A 19,215-nucleotide genomic window follows, 5' to 3' on the forward strand; every position below is an offset into this window, starting at 1 on the left:
CTACATTAAGCGATTATAACGGTGAACCAATAAAGAAGTGCAGTCGTACTGGAATGCTTTCCTCGGTCACACCAGCAGCCACATCGACACGTACCATTCCTACAGGCGATGCCCAGCGGATACCGACACCAACGCCGACTTTTGTCTCAGTGTCAAAATCTTTGTCGTAGGCATTACCGACATCAGTAAAGAATGCGCCACGGAAACCTGGTTTAAATTCATAATTATACTCAGCACTACCGACCGCTAGCACCTGCCCGCCCGTTAGATAGCCTTTATCTAATGGTGACAAGCTCTCATAGTCATAACCGCGGATACTCTGATCGCCACCTGCAAAGAAACGCAACTTATAAGGTACGTCATAAAAATCATCCGCCCAGATATAACCGGCATTGGCACTACCTAATACTTGATGCTTTTTGTCTTCGCCAAAGCTATAGATACCACTAACGCCTGCGCGAATAATCGCCATATCGGTATCACTGAATGCGCTATCAGTGCCAGCCTCGATTGAGTAGTACTGGCGCATACCCTGCGTTGGGTTGGTAGCGTTGTCGGTATCTGTTTTATTCATACCATAGCCAAACAATAACGCGCGCTGTTTCGGACTTGAAGAGGTAAAGCGGATAGGCAAATCATCTAATGCTGCCCCATCAACCCCCGTCTCAAGCTCATCCAAGCGGTAACGCACAGAGTAGCTGCGATTCCAGCCAGTGTCACTACGAATGTTACGTGCCAAAGCCGCTTTTAGCGTTGTGGTTGATAGATCAAAGTTGCCTTCACCTTGGTCAATCACTTCCTCTTCATAAGTAAGACGTGCATCTAGCTTATCATTGAGCGGGTGCTTCCATGGTCGACTGGCATACACAGCCACGTTTTTGCTGATTCTCGAAACTTCCGTTTCTGCACCTGCTTGATAGCCTTGGCGATTGAGCAAGTTGTAGTCTATTTTTGCGGTGGCGCGAACGCCAGTATCTGTACCATAACCCAGACCAACTTGAGCATCACGTGGTTTATCCGCGTATACAAACACATATAAAGGTACTTTTTTGCTTTCTGCAACGTCTTGAGGCGTTTTACGTCCTGCTAATGTTGGAGGTACAAAGTTCTCATCATTAATCAAAATCTTCTCATCAGGGAATATCTTTTGTGCGACATTGCTGATTGAATCACTGATTTTGCCCAATAAATTATCGGCTTCCTGATCTTTTTCATCAAGCACGCGATCATTCGGCAAGCGGCTTAATCGTTCTGCTTTTTGTCTGATGGCTTGCAGCTTATCAAGGGTGGCTTCATCAGCCTCAAAATCAATAGCAGCGATATCCGCTTCATTGACCGTCTCGCCACTATTAGCACTCAGAGCACTATCGCTCTCTGCACCTATATCACTATTATCGTTAACCGTATCTTCTTTACTAGCCGTCACATTTAAGGCAGCTGCGCCATCATTGCTACTCAGATCTGCGACGCTATCATTGTCCACATTATTAATATCGTCATCTAATGTGTCGTTACCCTCGGTAGCAGCATTGTCAAACGCTAAGGTACCAGCTGCACTACTATCAGTTGGTGGTAGTATAGACTCGACGTTGACCGTATTAAAGTAACGAGTTGCCGATAAGTCGTTACTAAACTTCGTGACTGCAGGACGATAAAACGGCTCGCCCGGCGTAAAGCCATAGAGCTGTTGTAACAATGAAAGCTCTACTGGTAGCTTGTCAGGGTCTTGGGTCAGCGTATTGGTTTCTTTGTCGTAGGTAAAAAACACCACATCGTCAAACTCGTAACGATCACCTGTGTTGTAAACCAACGAGACATCTGCTTTGTTGTCCGGCAAAATGATATCAACGGATTTGTTCAGCCAGTACTGGTCAAAATACCCGTAGGTATTGCTCAAGGACTCTAAAGCCGCTTTGCTACTCTTGTAGACACGATGATTAAAAATATCGCCTTCTTGCGGTGGCAAATCTGCCTCAAGCGTTGCAAATTCTTCTTGCTCACTGCCCTCACCGCGAATCTCAATAATACGGCTGTCTACCAGTACCGGCTCGCCTAGCTCTTCAATCACAACATTGACTGTATCGCGATCAGGCTGGGTCAAACGCATCTCAACCTCGTAGTAACCAACGGCTTTAGCAGCATTCTGTGCTGTTTCGCGCAAACGTGGCAATGCCGCAGTAAAGTCAATAACCGACTGAACGGAAGTGTCATCCAGTGCCGCTTTGATGTTTTTCATTGGCTGAATATCATTGTCAGCCTCAACCAACTGAGCCTTACCATTAGGAGAGTCTTCAGCGGATACTTGCTCTAGATAAATAGCGGTTTCTACATTTGGCAAAGCCACCACGCCACCGTCGTTAAAAAAGCGATTGTAGAGACGCGTCACGATATTACCTCTATTACGCGCGCGTGGCCGTGGTCTATTGGCTTGTTCGATACTTTGATCGACGGCCTGAGTATCATTCTGATAATCTGGTAGATAGTCATTAGGATTGATAATATCTGTTGTCGTACCTTCTACATTGGCAGGCACATTCGTGCCAGCTATCACCTCATCACTACTATCATCAGTCGTCAGGCTATTTTCATTCTTAACAGTAGCTTCATTGCTAACGACATCTTCGTTGCTGACAGCGCCACTTACCTCAATCGGACGTGACATCCCTTCAGCTGCGCTCGCCTGTTCTTCTGTTGTTTCACTTCTACCCAACGTATCAAGGTTGTTAGGTGCTGGCAAGTTTGTTGCATCTAGCTCTACATCGAGACCAATTGGCGATGTTGTGTCATCTAACGTAGCGATTGGTGCATCAAAGTCACTGTCGTTATTACTAATATTGATACTATCAATGTCTTGAGCATTCTGCGCATCCATTGCAGCTAGCTCACGATCGATCTGCTCAGGCGTCATCATTTGATAGCCTTGCTGCTGAATCTCGGTTGCTTGTTGCAACAGGTCATCATTAGAAGCGACTGATTGAGCATTGTTTGGATTATATGAAGTACTTGGACTATCAGGGAAACTCTCTAAATTCTGAGAGTTGTTGTTTTGAGAAGTTGTATTTTGTGAATTACTGCTCTGAGAAGATAGGTTTTGAGCATTGGCATTTTGCGTCGTCGAGTTTTTAGAGCCTGACTTTGTCGAGTTGGGTTTTTTAATTCCTAAGCTCTGTTCGCTATAGTCGTCCAATACTGACTGATCAATGATGCCTTGTTCCACTGCTTTTTTTAGACGTAGCGCATCTAGAGCCATATCTAGCTGAGTGTCGTCATCGGACAATGTAGCTGATTGCTTGATAGATGCTTGCTCATTAGCAGCTTGACTATTGTTATTCTGGTTACTAAACGTTTGACTGCTATCAGTTTGGTCAGCAGCAGATAAGTTGGTGATAGCCGTATTGTTTGCATTATTAATGGTATCTGCCATTGCCGCAGGTGCCATACCGAACAAACTGGTCGCAAGCGCAGTGCACAGTGCAGAGCGTCTGAAATTTTTACGCGGCGCTGCTGGATATGTACCTGGATTATTACTATCGTTTTGGATTATGGCTGTGTCACGCTGCATCATTAGACCCTTGCATGCTCGAGTTGAAGGCTGCTTTATCATCTTTACGTCCTATCAGCTCACGCGGCACAATCTTATCAACGATAACGATCGTCAAGTCTGACCGGTGAATAAACTTATAGCAGTTATCTGGAATTAATGGTTTACTACTTTAATTTTATGACTGGTTATCTATAGTGTCGGCTTTAGCACTGTATGTCTACTGCCTTATAAGGCTACTAGCTTAGAGAAGACTACTAGTTTATAGATAGCGTTGATGGGTAGTAGCAGCCTTTGTTTTCACTACTATTTATACCCTAAAATGCAATCACATAAAATTTATAAATCATAACTTAGTTAAATATCGAATCATAGCATTGACTGCATGTATTTTCACCGAAGCCTTGCTATTATACGGCTTAATATTGATAAAACCTATGCTATATCTTGATATAGTTTTTAATAAAATTTACGATTATCATCATAAAAAAATTGTCGTTCAGCGCCGATATTTTCTCTATCAGTCGCGATTTATCTGTAGGAATGTCCATGTCCAACCAGTTTCAGTTGTTCAAGCGCCGTCGTTTTAGCGCTATGTTTTTCACCCAGTTTTTGGGCGCATTCAATGACAATATTTTTAAGCAGGCGCTCATACTGGTGCTGACTTATACTGCCGCCAGTAAGTTAGGTGTAGAGGTCAGTATTCTTAATAACTTGGCCGCCATGTTATTTATTCTGCCCTACTTTTTGTTTTCTGCTTTGGCAGGACAGATTGCTGATAAGTATGAAAAATCAAAGCTCACACAGTTTATCAAACTCCTTGAACTGGTCATTATGGCAGTTGCCGCAGTCGGTTTTGTCTTTGAATGGTATGCACTGCTATTTGTCGCGTTGTTTTTGATGGGTACGCATTCGACCTTCTTTGGACCGATTAAATACGCTTATCTGCCACAAGCGATGAAAGAAGATGAGTTGGTCGGCGCCAACGGCCTTTTTCAGATGGGTACGTCGCTGGCTATTTTGGTCGGGATGATTGTCGCTGGTATTTTGACTCAGCTATCGCAGTCACTGTATTGGATTAGTGCTACGGTGTTGGTTGTGGCTGTTTTAGGATATCTAGCTGCGCGCTATATCCCTAATATGCCAGCGATGCAGCCTGACCTGAAGATTAACTGGAATATTATTACAACCAGCTTAGCCACGGTTCGTTACTTATACTCTCTGCCTTTTTTATTCTTTATCATTCTTGGTAACAGCTGGTTTTGGTTTTATGGGGCGACATTTTTGACCCAAGTGCCAGAGTTCAGCAAGGTGATTTTGCTTGGTGATGAGTCCGTCGTTATTTTCTTACTCACATTGTTTTCTGTTGGTGTGTCAATCGGTTCGGTACTGTGCAAAACATTGACCAAAAATAAAGTTAGCTTGCGTCTATTACCTTTTGGTATTGCTGGATTAAGTATCTTTGCTATTGATTTGTATTTTTCACTTTCAGGTTTAGATATAAATGTGAATAATGGCACATTACTTGGCATCGGTGATTTGTTTAATATAAGCGGTAGCTGGCGGGTATTCGCGGATTTATTCTTATTAGGGTTTAGTGGTGGTTTGTACATCGTACCGCTATATGCTTCTATGCAAGCCTACGCACCTAAGAGTCATCGAGCACGTATTGTTGGCGCAAATAACATTTTTAACGCGATATTTATGGTCACATCAGCGATTTTTGCGATTGTTATCTTAAATGTTTTAGGATTTACGCTGCCGCAGTTATTTTTGGTGACAGGGCTATTGAATATTGTGTTTGGCGCATTCTTATACATCAAACTCAATAAACATATTAAGCATGCCGTTATCCAAACTAACGATGGTATAGCACCGTAAATATGGTTAGCTCAATAGATACAGTCTAACCGTTGCGCTGATGATTTTGTTGCTGTTATAGCTATAGTAGTCTACCAACCATCTATAGATTATTTATGAGCTATCTAGACAGTAATATTTGAGCCGATAATTTGGATTGTTTGTTATAGTAATACGCATTATGCCGTTGCATTTAGACGGTAATACACTTTATTTTATTGACAGTTTTTAACACCATCAGGAGTGAGTTATGACCCTGCGTCCTTTATCTAAAATTGACCAGTTGTTACTTGGGGTCGATAAGGCATTACGAGCTGTCGTGCCCCATTCCAATCCAAGCACGCGTCCGTTGCCCGTCAGTAGCGATGAGATTCCTGAGCTGACCATTACAGAGGCGCGGCACGTCTCAGGTCTTATGCGTATTAATCATACAGGTGAAGTATGTGCGCAAGGTCTATACCATGGCCAAGCGTTTGCCGCGAAAGATAGTGGTGTCAAACAAGCCATGCAACAATCGGCCGAAGAAGAAGTCGATCATTTGGTCTGGTGCGAGACTCGTCTAAGCGAGCTTGGTAGCCATGCCAGCGTATTTACGCCGCTTTGGTACGGTATGTCTTTTGGACTCGGTGCGGTAGCAGGCGCGATCTCCAATGAGTTTAGTCTAGGGTTTGTAGCGGAGACAGAAGCGCAGGTCAGCGAGCATCTACAGGATCATATCAAGCAATTACCTGAGCATGATCAGCGCTCAAAAGAGATACTGGCACAAATGGATAAAGAGGAGCTGCATCATCGCGAGCTAGCACTTGCAAGTGGCGGCGCTGCTTTGTCTCCCCCAGTACGTCGGACCATGCGATGGATGGCAAATCGTATGAAAGATACCGCTTATCACTTATAACTTATGATTACAGGTACTGTGGTTAGCTGCTGTTGTCGATTTTCTTACTAATTAATAGCTGCACAGATTTACGTAGGTTTGCTTAATTCTAGCGATTAACAATCCTACCACAGATAGCGTAAAGCTTAATTTGCTACGGTATTAAAAATTTGTACGATTTTGCAGCAATGCGCTATTTATATTACCGTCCAATCAATGAATAACAACCAAATAAATTAAACAAGGTAACGATTTTTATGAAAGCGATTTTCTCTAGTAGCCACTCTATTAAGTCACCAAAGTTTGCGACGTTGACCGTTATGGCTGCAACCTGTGCCATGCTGTTATCTGCACCTGTGAATGCAGCAGAAACTGACGCAACTGCAACGGCTGTACCTAGTGCGATGGATTCAAGCAAACGTGTGATTCGTCTTGCTCGTCCTAATGCAGCTATCAGTCCTGCTCAAGCCAATGCCGCACAAACAAGCTTGCCAGCAACACCTGCGAGCAACAGCCAGCCGACTAATGCACAAACAACTAACATGCAATTAAGCGGCACTCTGCAAAGCAATGCATCTCAACCTCAAACACCGCAAATGATGTCACCTGCTGCTGCACCTGTCATGAACGGCACTACTCGCGTTTATGAGCCTGGTCCAATGACAGCTACTGGTATCGACCTGCGTAGCGGACAACTTCCGAATATTCCTACACCGCAAGTACAGCTCTCAGACATGAGCTTTGTTAAAACCGTACTGATTCCACAACAAAAAGGGCTAGGTACTGATAAGCTTGATGTTAGTTTATTAGATGATTTCATCGCTGATGTATCCCCTAACGCGCGCCACTATCCACCAAATTTCCCTAACCGCACACAGCGTCATTACACTCGTGAAAAAATCAAAGTATTAGCGGATTGGATCGAACCGTATGCCAAGTCCCCAAATGCTTCTTATGACGTGTTGCTTCGTGCCGCTAAGCTAAACGGCATGGGTCGTAACCTAGACTTAGGTTCAGACTACACAGTACGTGGTGGTCAGTATGTCGATCGCGCTATCAAACTGCAACCTGATAGTGGTGAGGCTAACTTCCTATACGGCATGATGCTATCAGAAGGCGGCGGGTTCAAAGAAGGTCAAAAGTATCTAGATCGCGCTGTCGCTTTAGGATACACCGAAGCAGAGCAAAGCTTGGCACAGTCAGATCTACTCAGTGACCGTCGTTCTAATGCATTAGAACGCTTACGTCGTCTTGAAGGACAATACCCTAACAATACTGTTATTCCTCAACAAATCAAACTTGTTGAAGAAGGCAAATTCTACATTTGGGATATCCCTGCCCCTGATATTAGCGTAAAACCAGGTGCGTAGAAATTATGTACTTGTTGAGATTAGCTATTGAGGGGTTGATTCATAAGATATTTGTTTCATAAGACTTTCACTAGGTCAAATATCTAATAAATAATCTAAGCTTTAAATACCAAGCGCTTTTGTTTTATATCTATAAGACAAAAGCGCTTTTTTTCGACTAGTAGAAACCCTTTCGTTTTAAAACACACCTTTGTAGAACTGCAAATGAATAGTCTAACGCCAAAAGTTGCGCTACACTCATTATCAATTGCTACCTTCATTACTCATACTTTCATAACCACCGTTTATTGGACTGACTTATGACTTTCGCTGGCTTTAGCAAACAGACAGTAATGCATATTAATAAAAAAACCCTGCCCATTACGTCACTTATGCTTTTGGCGGCAGCAGTATTGCTACCAGCGTGTAGTACGGTGACGGTCGATAAACAAGCCTCGGCCAAGACCATCTCAGCGCAGCGCGGCAATATCGTCACTGACAATGCGCTAAGTAGCGACACAACATCTGCTTTGCTATCAGCAGGACTGAATGAGCAAGCCTGTATGCAGCAATTTGACTTATGCTTGACTCAGCTCTCTGATAGTATGCTTAACAGGCACTATCGGCCTGCCTTAGCTATTTTTGCAGAACTGCACTATGCAAAAGCGCGTCAACTATCTGATTCAAAAAACTGTCGTAATGCGCTTGCACGCCCGCCACTTGATCCGTATTACGCCAATGCGCCTTTAAGTAATGAGGATTCAAAAACACAGCAAGAAGAGACTGACCTGTGTTTAACCGATTATCAAGCAAGATTGTTTGATGCCGTCAAATACAGCTACACCTATCTATTTTATGACAGTTTGACCCATGACTTTGAAGGTGCAGAGCAAAATAGTAATAGCCATCGTGCGCAAAACCGTATTCCGAATGACAATGATATCCAAACCCAAGATATTTATAACGCTGCTAGCAATGACGTTATTACTCAAATTTATCAATCGACTGAAAACGCCAATAAATTGATGGGTGATACAACAGTAGAGTATTTGCCGATAACTTCTACCAAGCGTGACAACACGGATGAAGCAGCAATTGCCAATCGACCACCGCTAAAGGGCAAAGCAACAGACCAAGTCAAAGTCATGAAAGTAACCGTAAATGACTATAACCTCGATATTTATTTGCCCAACGAAAACAACTATCTGCAAAACGCTCATAAACAAACTTCCGCTTTGGCAGACTTATCATCCACTTATGAGCTACGGCTCTCCGGTCTCAATTCTGTGAGTAAGCGTCCCGGTTTAGGCATCAGCTTGGTGGCGTCGTTGGATGATCGCTATACCACCACAATCCGTCAGTTACTGGTCGCCTCCTTATCTGGTCGACTAACAAATGAAGATAAAAACACCGACGACAGCGAGCCAAGCTCACGTATTTATCCGACTGGACACCTTTTACTAACGGGTCTGATTAAGCCAGACGGCGATAGCGTATTAGATGCGCTGAGCAGTCGTAAGCTTGATATTCATTTATACAATCCGTACCAAACTGAATCCGTAAATATCCTCAATGATGATTACCCACTGGCAGCCAATTTTTCCGCGGGATATGGCTTATGGTTATCAGAAAACCAGTTAGATGGCGTGGGTTATTTAAACTTGATTACGCGCCAGCCAAATGCTCAGCTGCCCAAACTCTTCATGCTTGAGCCTTATGATCCTGATAAACGCGTGTTGATTATGTTGCATGGGCTAGCCTCTAGTCCGGCCACTTGGGTCAATCTTACCAACGATATTCTTAATGATGACAAGCTGCGTGATAATTACCAAGTTTGGCAAATATTCTATCCAACCAATCTGCCTATTTTAGAAAATCGTTATCAGATTCAGCAGTTAATTAACACGACTTACGAGCAGACGGACCCAACAGGACAAAATCGTGCCAGTCAAAACAGTGTGATTATCAGTCATAGTATGGGTGCCATTATCGCTCGTATGATGCTATCTGATGAAAATTTAGTCGATGATTTAGATAAGCTCAATGACAAAGATATCCTCTCTAGTAATGAGAAACAGCAAATCCGTAACGCGCTCAAAACGTCTTTTGGCGAAGATGAATTAAAGGAACGATTTGAGCTACAGGCATTGCCACAAGTAGACACCGCTGTTTTTCTATCTGCACCTTTCCGTGGTACAGATTATGCAGATCGTTGGTTTACGCGGGCGCTGCGCCGTATTGTTTATTTGCCTGTAGGTTTGGTCAAGACATTCACAGATAACTTAGCGACCATTGCAACACAAGGCGACTTGGCGCAAAACCCACTGGGCGCGTTATATTTGCAGAACGGTGCCAGCCAGTTAAGTGACAAGTCTTCTTTTATAGAGTTAACCAAAGACATCACTATTAATGAGCGTATTACTTACCATTCCATCATTGCCAACAATGATGCCGATATCACTAAAGGACTAGCACAAACGCAACCAAATGGTGCCAAAATTGATTTATCGCAAGCGCTAGAAGAAGACGCTAAAGACGAGCGCGCCAGTGTCAGCGTGTCAGAGGACACATCAGAGCTGCCTCCTGAGCCACTGGTTGCTGCCGTCACTGTTGATAAAAATATCAGTCAGGCCCTAACCCAACGTTTATCAGATGGTATTGTTCCCTATACCAGTGCTCACCTAGATGGCGCTGCCTCTGAAACTGTTATCAATGGCGGTCATAGTATTCAAACCAATCCACAAACTATTTTGACGTTGCGACAGATTTTGCATAAACAGTTACAAGAATGATGTATGTTTTTGTTATTGGGGAACATTTTAATGCATGGGACACCAAGTAATAAACAGAACAGATGTTTTATGAAAAAGCACTCGCTATTCCCAAGTCATTGTTATTCATAAATTTAATTTTATTTTCAAGGGTGTTTTATGATTGTTTTTCTGACTGCTAGGTATGCAGCTGTCTAACGGTACGGGTTGCGTGACTATCTAGGGAAGCGCATAATATATACAGCACATGACTGTAATATATGAATTTATAGGGACATAAATTATTCAATTCAGCTAAACAGTGAGTCGCAAGCTTAGCCACAATTTATGCCTAATGTTGCTAAAGTAAAGTTTTGCGTCATTGAGCCATTGCCCGTAATCTTTGTCACCTTGATTTATGTACAGTTACGGACAGTTACTTGAGCGTTGTACGGAAGCCAGCGCTATTCAGCTAACAGATGAGAGTAACCGTTTATGTTCGCTACGTTTATGATTGACCAGCTCGATGCGCTGACACTCGCGCGCATCCAGTTCGCTTTTGTTGTCTCTTTTCATATCGTCTTTCCCGCTTTTTCTATTGGACTTGCCAGCTGGCTGACCGTACTAGAATTTCGTTGGTTAAGAACTGGCAAACCTATCTATGCTGAGGTCTATAAGCACTGGGTCAAGATATTTGCCGTAGTCTTCGGTCTAGGTGTGGTATCAGGCGTGGTGATGTCCTACCAGTTCGGTACCAACTGGGCAGTATTCTCAGATAAAGCTGGCAACGTCATAGGCCCACTACTTGCCTATGAGGTATTGACCGCGTTTTTCTTAGAAGCCTCCTTTTTGGGTATTATGCTATTTGGCTGGGGCCGTGTAAGCAAACGCATGCATTTTACCGCCACTGCCATTGTTGCCATTGGTACACTGATATCAGCTACTTGGATTTTGTCGGCTAACAGTTTTATGCAAACCCCTCAAGGTTTTATGGTGGGTGCAGACGGCCTGCTCTATCCTACTGACTGGCTTGAGATTATATTCAATCCCTCATTCCCTTACCGTTTCGCACATATGGTGACGGCGGCGTTCTTAACCACTGCCTTTGTCATTGGCGGTATCGGTGCCTACTATATCCAGTCCAAAAAACACGCCGAGCACCGTCAGCATGGTCGTGTCATGCTAGGTATGGCAATGATTATGGCCATCTTTGTGGCACCAGCACAGGTGTTGATCGGTGATGAGCATGGTTTGAATACGCTTGAGCATCAGCCAGCCAAAGTGGCTGCGATGGAAGGTATTTGGGAAGATGAGCGTGGGGCCGCATTGCGTCTCTTTGCGATTCCTGACCAAGAAAATCAAACCAATAAATACGAAGTAAAAATCCCTTATGTCACAGGTTTGATTCTCACCCATTCGTTAGATGGTGAAGTGAAGGGTCTCAAAAACTGGGCACCAGAAGACCAACCTCACGTCATTATTGTGTTTTGGGCGTTCCGTATTATGGTCGCTATTGGTATGTTGATGGTACTGGTCGGTTTATTTAGTGCCTATAAATACTTCAAAAAACAGCAATTCAATCCCGAAAGTGTCTGGTTCCACCGTGCGTGGATGATGATGACACCGCTTGGTTTTATCGCATTACTATCAGGTTGGTTCGTAACTGAAACAGGACGTCAGCCTTGGACGGTTTATGGGGTTATTCGTACTGCTGAAAGTATGTCACCAGTCGCTGCACAGCAGGTAGCCACGACGTTGATTGGTTTTATTGTGCTGTATATATTTGTTTTTGGGGCAGGTAGCTTTTATATCTTGCGTTTGATTGCTCAAGGTCCCAAGCCTTATACAGATCCTGCTGAAGATAATTTCTATGAGCATTCAGTGACAGAGAGCCAAGGTCGCGCGTTAAGTGGTGATAGTAATCCTGCCAAAGGTACTGAAGAAGGCTTAGATGAGCCTGCAAACGATGTCGATGATGGAGGATTACGCTAATGTTTAACTTCGGTGATGTATTAGATTTACCTCTTATTTGGGGCGGTTTGATTGCTTTGTCTGTCTTTGTCTATGTACTGCTTGATGGTTTTGATTTGGGCTGCGGTATCTTGTTCCCTTTTGCAGGCTCAGATAAAAACCGTAGCCGCATGATGAACTCTATCGCACCATTTTGGGACGGTAATGAGACGTGGCTAGTACTAGGTGGTGGTGGTTTATTCGCAGCATTCCCTGTTGCTTATGGCATCATCATGACAGGTCTTTATTTACCCGTGACCGCCATGTTGTTCGGTCTTATCATGCGCGGCGTGGCGTTTGAGTTTCGCTTTAAATCCTCTTCACGTCGGCATGTATGGGATACCTTTTTCTTTGTCGGTTCAGTCGTCGCCACTTTCTCTCAAGGCATTATGCTTGGGGCGTTAGTACAAGGGTTAGAAGCCAGTAACCGTCTATATACTGGTGGCCCATTTGATTGGCTCACACCCTTCTCGATTGTGTGCGGATTTGCCATGATTATTGGTTATGCCTTACTTGGCTCTACGTGGCTTATCATAAAAACAGAGCACACATTACAAGTATGGGCGCGCCAAGTTTCTAGATGGATGCTTACTGCGTTACTAGTGGCGATGGTTGTGGTCACAGCGTTTATGTACTTCTCAGACATCGATGCATTAGAAGGCTGGTTTAGTTTCCCAGATTTGTTATACCTTGCTCCTATGCCTATCATTGTCATGCTTTTATTCTTTATCATGCGTAAAGACTTAAAAACTGAGCGTGAGTATCGTCCATTTTTACTAACGGTTGCCTTATTTTTAATGGGTTACATTGGGGTTTGTTTCGCCCTATTCCCTTATATCGTACCGTATCAAATGACGATTTATGAAGCGGCGGCTGCCGATACTTCGTTATCATTTATGCTGATTGGCGCATGTATCATGTTACCGATTATCTTGAGCTATACAGCATTTGCTTACTATACCTTCAAAGGTAAATCTGATCACAATCCGATGTACTAATCGTTAATCGAGACGGGCAACGGATCGGCTAAAAAGGGTGGCTATTATTGTTTATAGATGGTAGCCACACTTCATACGCTAATCAGGAGATCTCTATGAAAAAGTTCAGTAAAAAACAATCGCAATGGGCATGGTTTGTGGGTCTATATTTAGCAGGATTTTTAGTGGTGTTTACCATTGCTCAGCTAATCAAGTTGGCCATGGGTGTTTAGCATAATTGCCTAATCATACGATTGAGTGCCAGTTAGTTAGCTAATGAGTAGTTTCTTAGATGCTAAATTTGCACTTTTGTCTTGCCAATATACCCTCTAGACATGTTGTAAAAAATAATTCTATATGCATAAAAAAAGCAGCGTTGAATAATCGGCGCTGCTTTTTGTTTATCTTAAATTTATCAGTTTGGCCTACCTGCATGCTCGATATCATGCTGTTCGATAAACTCATTAACCTGTGTTAGACGCTCTGGGGTCCCCACGTCTATCCAATTATCTGTTGTCACTTCAGCGGTAATCTGAAACTTTATCATTGCTTGCTTTAGTAGTGGTGCTAATGCCGCAGGCTGTCCTGATACCAGGCTTTCTACCAATTTTGGTGACATTACGCTAATACCCGCAAAGGTATACTTATCCGCATCGCCCACCGGCTGCTCACTAGCAAGACCGTTATTGATGGCGAAATCGCCGCCATTATTGTGCTCTGGATTATCTATCAATAATAAGTGCGCGCGCTGATCCGCTCCCAATGTATAGTCTGTTAATTGAGAGAAATCATAGGTAGTCCAGACGTCAGAATTGACCAGAATAAACGGTTCATCCTTTAGTTTACCTGATTGTAATGCCTGAAAAATGCCACCTGCGGTCTCAAGTGGTTCATCGTTTTCTACTGACCAATGCAGATTTACGCCATACTGTGAACCGTCACCTAAGGTATTCATTAGCTTGTCCGCTAACCATGAGGCATTGACCGTGATATCGGTGATGCCTGCTGCTTGTAGTGCTTTAATATGCCATACAATAAGCGGTTGACCTGCGACTTCAACCAAAGGCTTGGGCGTCTCAAGCGTTAATGGACGTAGGCGTGTGCCCTTGCCCGCTGCTAAAATCATGGCTTGTGTAATCGTAGAGGTAGACATCTGCGCTCCTATCTTTATTATTTAAATTAATTTAGCTGAGCGTAATCTACGCTGAAACAAACTTCTCTTTATAAGCAGGTAGCACTGCCTCTTGTAGCCATTGATTAAACGGTATAACTGATTGCTTTAGTTCATCGTTGCCATGTTCGGCAAGCCAGTTTAATTCAATAATCAAATCGCGCATGACTTTAGGAATATCCGCCAAATAGCGGTCTTTGCCATCACGCTCAGATAAACGAATAAAAATCCCTAATACCTTTAGATGACGTTGTACGCCTATGACATTCATATCTTTTTCAAACTGCACCGCGCTATCAGCAGTGGTTAGTGACTTTTGTTTTTGTAGCTGCCAAAAGTCCTCAATCCATGCAGATATTTGGCTCTCTGGCCATTCAACATAAGCATCGCGTACTAACGACACTAAATCATAAGCATACGAGCCAATGACGGCATCTTGAAAATCAATCACGCCCAGCTTTGATTTATCTGCTTGATCTTGCATAAGGTTGCGGCTGTGATAATCACGATGGACCACTACTTGTGGCTGTCGCAAAATCTCATTCATTAATGCTGTTTTTAGTTTTCCCCAGACTTGCTCATTTAGCACTATACCAATATAAGGCATAAACCATTCGCTAAATAAATCCATCTCGCGGTCTAATAGTGCTGTGTCATAATCTGGTAGCTGGTGTTGCGACTTTGCCGTTTCTACTGGTACCGTTTGTAGCGCAACTAATGTCTGCATTGCTAGCTGATAGTAGTCATTGATTTGGTCTGCGGTGGCATCGACAAGCAAATGGGCAAACTCTACTGTGCCAAAATCTTGTAATACCAAAAATCCTTTTTCTACATTTTGTGCAGTCAGAGTCGGCACGTTGACAGCAGGTGCCATCAGCTTAGCGACATTGATAAACTGCAGCATCGCATCTTGCTCGTCAGCAGAGTCCATGACGATATAATGCTTGTTGGCGCTTTTGTCTGTCTCTGATAGTTCGATACGATGATATCGGCGGGCACTAGCGTCACCAGGTAAGCTATCTAGACTAAATGTTTGATCTAAAAATACTTGCTGTAACCATTGTTCTAATTGCTGTTGGCGGTTGTTATTTTCATCGATCATATCAGTCTCTAAAGTCATTTTGTCAGTCATATTAGGCATCGCTGGTTAAATATAAGTCATAAATAATTAAAGTAGTGATAAGTCTGACAAATACTTGCTAAAATAGCGATATGCGGCGGTGCTATACAAGCTGCCACAAACGTATTGCTATATCATTCAATACTTGATGTCGGATAGAATCGCTATCGCTACTTAAAAATCAGCATGGCTATATTATAAATTTTGGTAAATAGTGTAGCTGATTTGGTTTTTTTTGACTATGATTAGTCGTCATTATATGTAAAACATCCAAATTTTTGAGAATACATTAGTCATATTTTAGTCGCTCGTTCACTGCTTTATGTCGTTCGGTGATACCGCTACTAAACTCAGTCATGCAATCCAATAAGCTCTGCAATCATAGGTGTGCCCTTGTTATATTCTCCGCTTTACCAAAGCATCCGCTTGATCTTATTTGGTGCCTTAGGTTTATCTAGCCTAACTGTCAGTGCTGCCATTGGTGATGCCAATACGCAAAAAACTGAACCACTCACTACGGACAGTACAGGCAGCTATGCGTCTAATAGTGTGGCGACTGACGCCAATAGTATTAGTCGTACTCAAAGTAATGAGGGCTATCAAGAAGCAGATATTCTAAATGATAGCTATCCAGACGATGCTAATTCTGCTAATACGAACAACGCTACTTTATTAAATGATACTGCGTTAGATAGCAGATTCTCTGAGAACAATGACCTAGATATCACAGATATTAATGAGGCTGCTGACTCTGAAGCTTTTAGCAACGAAGTTTCTAATACTGCTAATTTAAATACAGAAACTAACAACCAAGCAAGCATTGATACACCAGATAGCAGTGCCTTTGTTCCTAAAGCGATAACAACTGACAATGGCAAGCTAGATCTTAATGATGAGAGTATTCAAGCCAGTCTAATGCGCTTAGCAGAGTTTTATGAGCTAACGCCAGATACCGATGCGTCAACATTAAACAATGAGGCTATCAGCACTGAAGCGAACAATACTCATAATAATGCGATGCCTGCTGCACAGACGATTCCAAAGGTCGGTAGAGATTTGCGTCTGTTGCCAAATGCCGTGGACAGTGCCCAGCGCTGTGAAGGTCAATGGGTATATCCGCAGAGTAACCCCAATTATCAACGCGCTGTAAACGAAGCTGGTACGGCAAACGGACAACCAGCACCAAATGTGGCTAGCGTTCCGAACAATCAAGCCCCTTTATTTACCGAGTCTGATTACGGTTATTACAATAACGTGAATTACGCTGAGCTCTCAGGCAATGTAAAAATTGACCAAGGCACTCAGCATATCGAAGCAGAAAAAGTCATGATTGACTTGAGCAATGGCGTTGCAGCTGCTCAAGGCAAAGTCATGTTTACAGATAATGCGACTGGACAGCGTACAAGCAACGTCTCTACAAACAATGCCGCTACGAATAACGGCCAAGCCAGCTTTAATGATAGAGCGGCACAAGGCGGCCTAATTGGCGTTGCAGATAGCTTGAATTACAATACTGAGACTGGTCAATCAACGGCCAATGATGTGGCGTTTGCCAGTGTCGGTCTACAAGCGCACGGCTATGCCAAACGCTTAAACAAACCGAATGAGAGTGAATACGAGCTGGATCAGGTGATGTTTAGTACCTGTCCACCTACCAACCGCAAATGGCAGTTTGAAGCCAAAAGTATCGATCTAAATACCGATACAGGGCGCGGCGAAGCGTATAACACCACTTTCCGTGTTGCTGACATACCCGTATTTTATCTCCCCTACTTTAACTTCCCGATAGACAGTCGCCGTAGTAGTGGGTTTTTATTGCCAAGTGCCAGTGTCAGCAGTGAAAGCGGTCTTGAAGTTGATATTCCTTATTATTTCAACTTAGCACCTAACTACGATGCCACCCTTAACACGCATATTTATACTGACCGTAACCCGATGCTATCAGGTGAGTTCCGTTATCTGACTGAGAGCTATGGGGAAGGTATTTTAAACGGTTCATACTTACCTAACGATAAAGAATATGACGACGAAGATCGTACCAGCTTGTTTTATGACCATACTTGGTCGTCGAAAAGCATTCCACGTTTAAGCGCCGACGCTGAATACAACTATGTATCAGATGCCGATTACCTTAATGATTTTGATACGTTGGGCTTGTCAGACAGCACGATAAACTTGCCACGTCGTGCTCGTGTCAATTATTACAATGATTATGTCGATGGTGAACTGAAAGTAGAAACTTTCCAGACTCTAGATGCATTCACTGATAGTGGTGAAGCGTTAGAAGACAAAGACAAGCCGTACTCACGTTTGCCACAGCTCAAATTAAATTATCGCCTGCCTTGGGCTGAGCGCTTCGATATCACTGGTATTCATGATTCTGCATACTTCAAAAAATCCATTGATGATGGTTCTGAAAACGAAAAAAGTGGCGCACGTATTTATAATAAACTGAGCGCCGCCTACCCGATGGAAACCTCTTGGGGTTATATCAAACCTAAGCTTAGCTTGCAGCATCTATATACGTCATATGATGAAGATAGCTTAGAAGATAATCAGCTTAGTGAAGAAGATGGCAGTCAGTCGGTTTTTGTTCCGCAAGCCAGTATCGATGCAGGACTACACTTCTATCAAGCGGGCTCACCATTTGGTGCGTTTGACGATACGATGGGCGGCTATCGTTTACTTAGCCCACGCGTAAAATATACGTATTCACCGTATAAGAACCAAAACGACATTCCTAACTTTAATACGCGTATTGCCTCTATTAACTATGAGCAGCTGTTTTCAGACAGTTGGTTCTTAGGTCATGATCGCTTGCAGGATTTGCACTCTATTACGCCTGGCGTCAATTATCGTTACATCGATGCAACGGGTGTGACACGTTTTGATGGTAGCATTGCAGAACAGTTCTATCTAGATGATGGACGTGTAACACTTGATGACGATCAGCCAGTATTTACCTCGTCTTCTTCAGGTATGGTATGGGATACCAGCACTCAGCCTTATAATAATTTTTGGGTTGATGTTAGCGGTGCCTTAACCAGTAATTATGATTTGAACTACATTACGACTGAACTTCGTTATCAGCCATCAGACAATAGCTTATTTAATGTGGGTTATGTTAAGCGTCAGCGTGATGACAATACCGATCAGTTGCCATTATCGGCGTTTACCGCTTCCGCTGTTTTCCCTATTAATAACAGCTGGCGTATATTGGCTCAAGGTCAGTACGATTATAATCGTAACAAGATGCTTGATTCACTTATCGGCGTTGATTACGAAGATTGCTGTTTTGGCTTTGCTGTTTATGGTCGCCGCTATTACAATGACCTAAACGTAAAAGACGAGCCAACACAAGCTATTATGGCAGAAGTTAGATTAAATGGTCTTGGCAGCGGTAGTAGCCGCTTGACACGATTGCTTGCTGATAAAATCTTGGGCTTTGAACCTGTACAGACGGCATGGAAAGACTAACCAGTTTTTTGCTAGATTAGAATTATTTACGTAAATATTTATAAGACACTATTTGAACCCCTATTATGGGAAACGCTGTCGAATAT

The 19,215-nt window shown here is 43.1% G+C and carries 11 protein-coding genes; 8 read left to right on the forward strand and 3 right to left on the reverse strand.

Going from position 1 to position 19,215, the window contains the following annotated elements; genetic code table 11:
* Positions 1-13: 13 nt before the first annotated feature.
* On the reverse strand, positions 14-3,604 hold the full coding sequence (locus tag ACI2IW_RS01965) for an autotransporter assembly complex family protein (protein ID WP_404692454.1): 3,591 nt from the start codon (positions 3,602-3,604) through the stop codon (positions 14-16).
* 486 nt (positions 3,605-4,090) lie between these two features.
* Here ACI2IW_RS01965 and ACI2IW_RS01970 point away from each other — a divergent pair, with 486 nt between their 5' ends.
* The 7 genes from ACI2IW_RS01970 (at position 4,091) to ACI2IW_RS02000 (ending at position 13,594) form a co-directional block, all read left to right on the forward strand.
* Positions 4,091-5,422, forward strand: a complete 1,332-nt coding sequence (locus tag ACI2IW_RS01970; RefSeq protein WP_201571135.1) for an MFS transporter — start codon at positions 4,091-4,093, stop codon at positions 5,420-5,422.
* Positions 5,423-5,657: 235 nt separating this feature from the next.
* Complete coding sequence (coq7, locus tag ACI2IW_RS01975; RefSeq protein WP_201571247.1) at positions 5,658-6,296, forward strand: 2-polyprenyl-3-methyl-6-methoxy-1,4-benzoquinone monooxygenase; 639 nt, start codon at positions 5,658-5,660, stop codon at positions 6,294-6,296.
* 236 nt (positions 6,297-6,532) lie between these two features.
* Positions 6,533-7,645 (forward strand): M48 family metallopeptidase, encoded by a 1,113-nt coding sequence (locus ACI2IW_RS01980; RefSeq protein WP_201571137.1) that lies wholly within the window; start codon positions 6,533-6,535, stop codon positions 7,643-7,645.
* A gap of 299 nt (positions 7,646-7,944) precedes the next feature.
* The gene (locus tag ACI2IW_RS01985) at positions 7,945-10,416 is read left to right on the forward strand and encodes a triacylglycerol lipase (RefSeq protein ID WP_227673235.1); all 2,472 of its coding nucleotides are present in this window, start codon (positions 7,945-7,947) and stop codon (positions 10,414-10,416) included.
* Between the two features lie 453 nt (positions 10,417-10,869).
* Entirely contained in the window at positions 10,870-12,366 is a 1,497-nt protein-coding gene (locus ACI2IW_RS01990; protein WP_227673236.1) for a cytochrome ubiquinol oxidase subunit I, read from the forward strand.
* Entirely contained in the window at positions 12,366-13,382 is a 1,017-nt protein-coding gene (gene cydB, locus ACI2IW_RS01995; RefSeq protein WP_057759155.1) for a cytochrome d ubiquinol oxidase subunit II, read from the forward strand. The genes ACI2IW_RS01990 and cydB overlap by 1 nt, the downstream gene beginning before the upstream one ends.
* A 95-nt stretch (positions 13,383-13,477) precedes the next feature.
* Positions 13,478-13,594, forward strand: a complete 117-nt coding sequence (locus ACI2IW_RS02000) for a DUF2474 domain-containing protein (RefSeq protein ID WP_101206161.1) — start codon at positions 13,478-13,480, stop codon at positions 13,592-13,594.
* Positions 13,595-13,776: 182 nt separating this feature from the next.
* Here ACI2IW_RS02000 and murU read toward each other — a convergent pair whose 3' ends face one another.
* Positions 13,777-14,514 (reverse strand): N-acetylmuramate alpha-1-phosphate uridylyltransferase MurU, encoded by a 738-nt coding sequence (gene murU, locus ACI2IW_RS02005; protein ID WP_102078120.1) that lies wholly within the window; start codon positions 14,512-14,514, stop codon positions 13,777-13,779.
* Between the two features lie 46 nt (positions 14,515-14,560).
* Entirely contained in the window at positions 14,561-15,664 is a 1,104-nt protein-coding gene (locus ACI2IW_RS02010) for an aminoglycoside phosphotransferase family protein (protein WP_102078121.1), read from the reverse strand.
* 381 nt (positions 15,665-16,045) lie between these two features.
* On the opposite strand from ACI2IW_RS02010, the gene ACI2IW_RS02015 reads away from it, so the two are divergent.
* Positions 16,046-19,129, forward strand: coding sequence for an LPS-assembly protein LptD (locus tag ACI2IW_RS02015; protein ID WP_102078122.1), 3,084 nt, complete (start codon positions 16,046-16,048; stop codon positions 19,127-19,129).
* Positions 19,130-19,215 lie beyond the last annotated feature (86 nt).

Origin of the sequence: Psychrobacter sp. NPDC078501 (assembly GCF_044900935.1) — a bacterium.
Taxonomy (GTDB): domain Bacteria; phylum Pseudomonadota; class Gammaproteobacteria; order Pseudomonadales; family Moraxellaceae; genus Psychrobacter.

Excerpts from the sequence above, each read along its gene's own strand:
- ACI2IW_RS01965 (WP_404692454.1), bottom strand. The coding sequence starts at position 3,604 with ATGATAAAGCAGCCTTCAACTCGAGCATGCAAGGGTCTAATGATGCAG.
- ACI2IW_RS01970 (WP_201571135.1), top strand. The coding sequence starts at position 4,091 with ATGTCCAACCAGTTTCAGTTGTTCAAGCGCCGTCGTTTTAGCGCTATG.
- ACI2IW_RS01980 (WP_201571137.1), top strand. The coding sequence starts at position 6,533 with ATGAAAGCGATTTTCTCTAGTAGCCACTCTATTAAGTCACCAAAGTTT.
- ACI2IW_RS01985 (WP_227673235.1), top strand. The coding sequence starts at position 7,945 with ATGACTTTCGCTGGCTTTAGCAAACAGACAGTAATGCATATTAATAAA.
- ACI2IW_RS01990 (WP_227673236.1), top strand. The coding sequence starts at position 10,870 with ATGTTCGCTACGTTTATGATTGACCAGCTCGATGCGCTGACACTCGCG.
- cydB (WP_057759155.1), top strand. The coding sequence starts at position 12,366 with ATGTTTAACTTCGGTGATGTATTAGATTTACCTCTTATTTGGGGCGGT.
- ACI2IW_RS02000 (WP_101206161.1), top strand. The coding sequence starts at position 13,478 with ATGAAAAAGTTCAGTAAAAAACAATCGCAATGGGCATGGTTTGTGGGT.
- murU (WP_102078120.1), bottom strand. The coding sequence starts at position 14,514 with ATGTCTACCTCTACGATTACACAAGCCATGATTTTAGCAGCGGGCAAG.
- ACI2IW_RS02010 (WP_102078121.1), bottom strand. The coding sequence starts at position 15,664 with ATGACTGACAAAATGACTTTAGAGACTGATATGATCGATGAAAATAAC.